The sequence below is a fragment of the Plebeiibacterium sediminum genome (assembly GCF_026013605.1).
Classification (GTDB): domain Bacteria; phylum Bacteroidota; class Bacteroidia; order Bacteroidales; family Marinilabiliaceae; genus Saccharicrinis; species Saccharicrinis sediminus.
The window spans coordinates 1-2,405 of sequence record NZ_JAPDPJ010000174.1 but is presented as its reverse complement, the minus strand read 5'-3'; the positions used below and the strand labels follow the sequence as shown (position 1 = coordinate 2,405).

Below are 2,405 nucleotides of genomic sequence, written 5' to 3'. Positions count from 1 at the left end.
ATACTTTATAGATTATTTGCTGGAATATTGTTTAGTTCAACAAACCCTCCAATCTGTAGGGTATGCAAGCAACCCTACATTAGAGGCTAAGTGTTTTTTAGGGCGTTATTCCTCATTTTCAATCTTGTTCTTTAATTCGTCAACGAACATTGAAGGATTTTTCCCAATTAAAAGTCCATCTAAAACAAAGGTGTCTAATAGTCCTAATCCGAAACCTGCCGCAGCACCAACTGGTCCTGCAAGTGCAGCCCCCAATGCCGTTCCAACTCCAAACATTCCTACGTTTCTAACGAATTTACCACCTCCACTATTAAAAAACTTACTTGTCCCTTTAATCTGATTTATATATTCTTTAGTAATTTCTTCAGCATTTGAATCCTCTGCAATTCCATTTATCCATTTACGATAATATTTTGCATTTGACAAATGTCTTAGAGTAAAAATATCATCAAATTTTAATTTCTCGTTAATAAATAGGCTCTTCAAATCAGGAAGGTTCTCAAGATTTAAGATTGATGAAGTTCCCTCTGCCACATTATATGCTTTTCCAATATTATCAAGATTTTGTTGGCATATTTTTACATGCTCATAGTTGTCAAAACTTTTATAGCCATATTTAGATAAGATTGCGGTTTCCAAAACTTTATTTCCTAATCCTAAAAGCTGTTGGCGTTGTTCAAAGTCAAGCTGATTAGACTCTTTTTCAAAGGGAAGACCCAGTCCAGACAAATTATTGTTTTCGTAAGCATCAATGACAACTTTAGCAGAATCTGTTGAGAACTCCATTCCATTTGGGATGATGTAATTTTTTGCTGCTCTGCGCGTAAAAATCCTTCTTCTATCTCTATGAAAATTAAATGGAGCAATCGCATTATTAATATTTTCTTCTGGGTCAAGGTCTTTATCTCCTAATGCTCCAGCCACAATTGGAGGTTGTCCATAAATAACTGATTGGTCAATTGTCCCATCTTCTTTTTGTCTGCCATTCCCCGATACAATTACAGGTGTCCACAACAAGATTTTTATATAGTCAAGTTCAAATAACCTTTCTACAGTATTAATTCCCAATTTGCTTATTAAGAATGCAAGAGCAAAGTTAACTCTATTTGTTGTTATACTAACTTTGTCAAAAATCAGTAACTGCTCAAAAAGACCAGCAATAATGTTCTCTTCATCATCCTTTGTCAATTTGGGATAACCAACAGAAGATGGATTACCAATTTTATTATTAAAAACAATATTGTTCATGTATGTAACTCTCTTTTTTTAATGCCCTACAACGTTAAGGCTATGAAGCGTAAGTGATTTTTAACCCCACCTAACTTTCAAATTTCACAAAGCCAAAACGTTGTATTTGTTGTTATCTTTTTCATTACAAAAGTCAAATCAACGATTTGGCGGTGGTTACCGAAGCCTCGAACCAACCAAAGTTAGTCGGCTCACTTATGCTTTATTAGCCATTGTTGTGCCGTCGTGCTTTATTTTCTATCGTCCAGATTTTCCATGAATCTGTTCAATTTTAAGTTTCAATATCTCCATTTTTGAGTAAAATTCATCTGATTTCAATAATTTTTCCTCGATAATAGACTCCTTTTCCTCTAAATGATTAAGTAGAATAGTCATTCCTTGTTTCTTCTCTTGTAAATCATTTACTGGTGACATATTTCCCCAAAAAACAACAGATTCATATTCATGTCCGCATTCTCCGGTCACGTATCCTTTATCCTTAATCACTGTGGCACAAACATTCTTATTTGAATTTAAAAATTCTAGTTTAAGACCTTTCTTAGCACAATGAAAATAAAGAATTTCATTGTCTGAATCATATCCATAACTTAAAGTCACAATATAGGGTTCATTGTCACGACACATGGAAATCACTGCAAATTTACCTTCTCTAAGTATTCTGTCAATGTCTGATTTGTCTGTGAGTTCTCTATTGGGTCGATTATGTAAGTGATATTGTTTCATTTAGTTCTTTTAAGGTTTTAAAATGGTAAGTCTTCATTGTTTAAAGAATCATTTTCAATAATATTTTGCTCATTTAAATGACTATTAGAATCTTTTTCACAACTCATTAACTCATAGTCACCATTTAAATAAAAATCCAAGTCAGTCGCATTTTGTTTGTAAAATTCATCTTCTGGGATCCCATCGATTTCATAGATTCTTCGGAACTTCATTTTTCCACCAACAAAGTAGGACTCCTTTATAAATTCACGTCCTTTTTTATCTGTATGAATCTTTTTCTTCTTTTTCACTTATCTTATGTACTTAATTTAGTTGGAATATGGTTTCCTGCATGCGGCACAACTTTTCAGTATCTGTCATAGACTGCTATTTATTTTGCCTATGTACTTCGTTTATTTGTTGGGCTAATGTAGTTATTTTTCACTAGTAAATGA

The 2,405-nt window shown here is 33.1% G+C and carries 3 protein-coding genes; all 3 read right to left on the bottom strand.

Annotated elements, in window-relative coordinates:
* Positions 1–105: 105 nt before the first annotated feature.
* The 3 genes from OM075_RS24865 to OM075_RS24855 all read right to left on the bottom strand — a co-directional run bounded on the left by OM075_RS24865 (position 106) and on the right by OM075_RS24855 (position 2,261).
* Positions 106–1,248 (bottom strand): hypothetical protein, encoded by a 1,143-nt coding sequence (locus tag OM075_RS24865; RefSeq protein WP_301193266.1) that lies wholly within the window; start codon positions 1,246–1,248, stop codon positions 106–108.
* 237 nt (positions 1,249–1,485) lie between these two features.
* Positions 1,486–1,971, bottom strand: a complete 486-nt coding sequence (locus OM075_RS24860; protein ID WP_301193265.1) for a pyridoxamine 5'-phosphate oxidase family protein — start codon at positions 1,969–1,971, stop codon at positions 1,486–1,488.
* A 17-nt stretch (positions 1,972–1,988) separates the two neighbouring features.
* The gene (locus tag OM075_RS24855) at positions 1,989–2,261 is read right to left on the bottom strand and encodes a hypothetical protein (RefSeq protein WP_301193264.1); all 273 of its coding nucleotides are present in this window, start codon (positions 2,259–2,261) and stop codon (positions 1,989–1,991) included.
* Positions 2,262–2,405 lie beyond the last annotated feature (144 nt).

Coding starts and splice junctions, on each gene's coding strand:
- OM075_RS24865 (WP_301193266.1), bottom strand. CDS start 1,248: ATGAACAATATTGTTTTTAATAATAAAATTGGTAATCCATCTTCTGTT.
- OM075_RS24860 (WP_301193265.1), bottom strand. CDS start 1,971: ATGAAACAATATCACTTACATAATCGACCCAATAGAGAACTCACAGAC.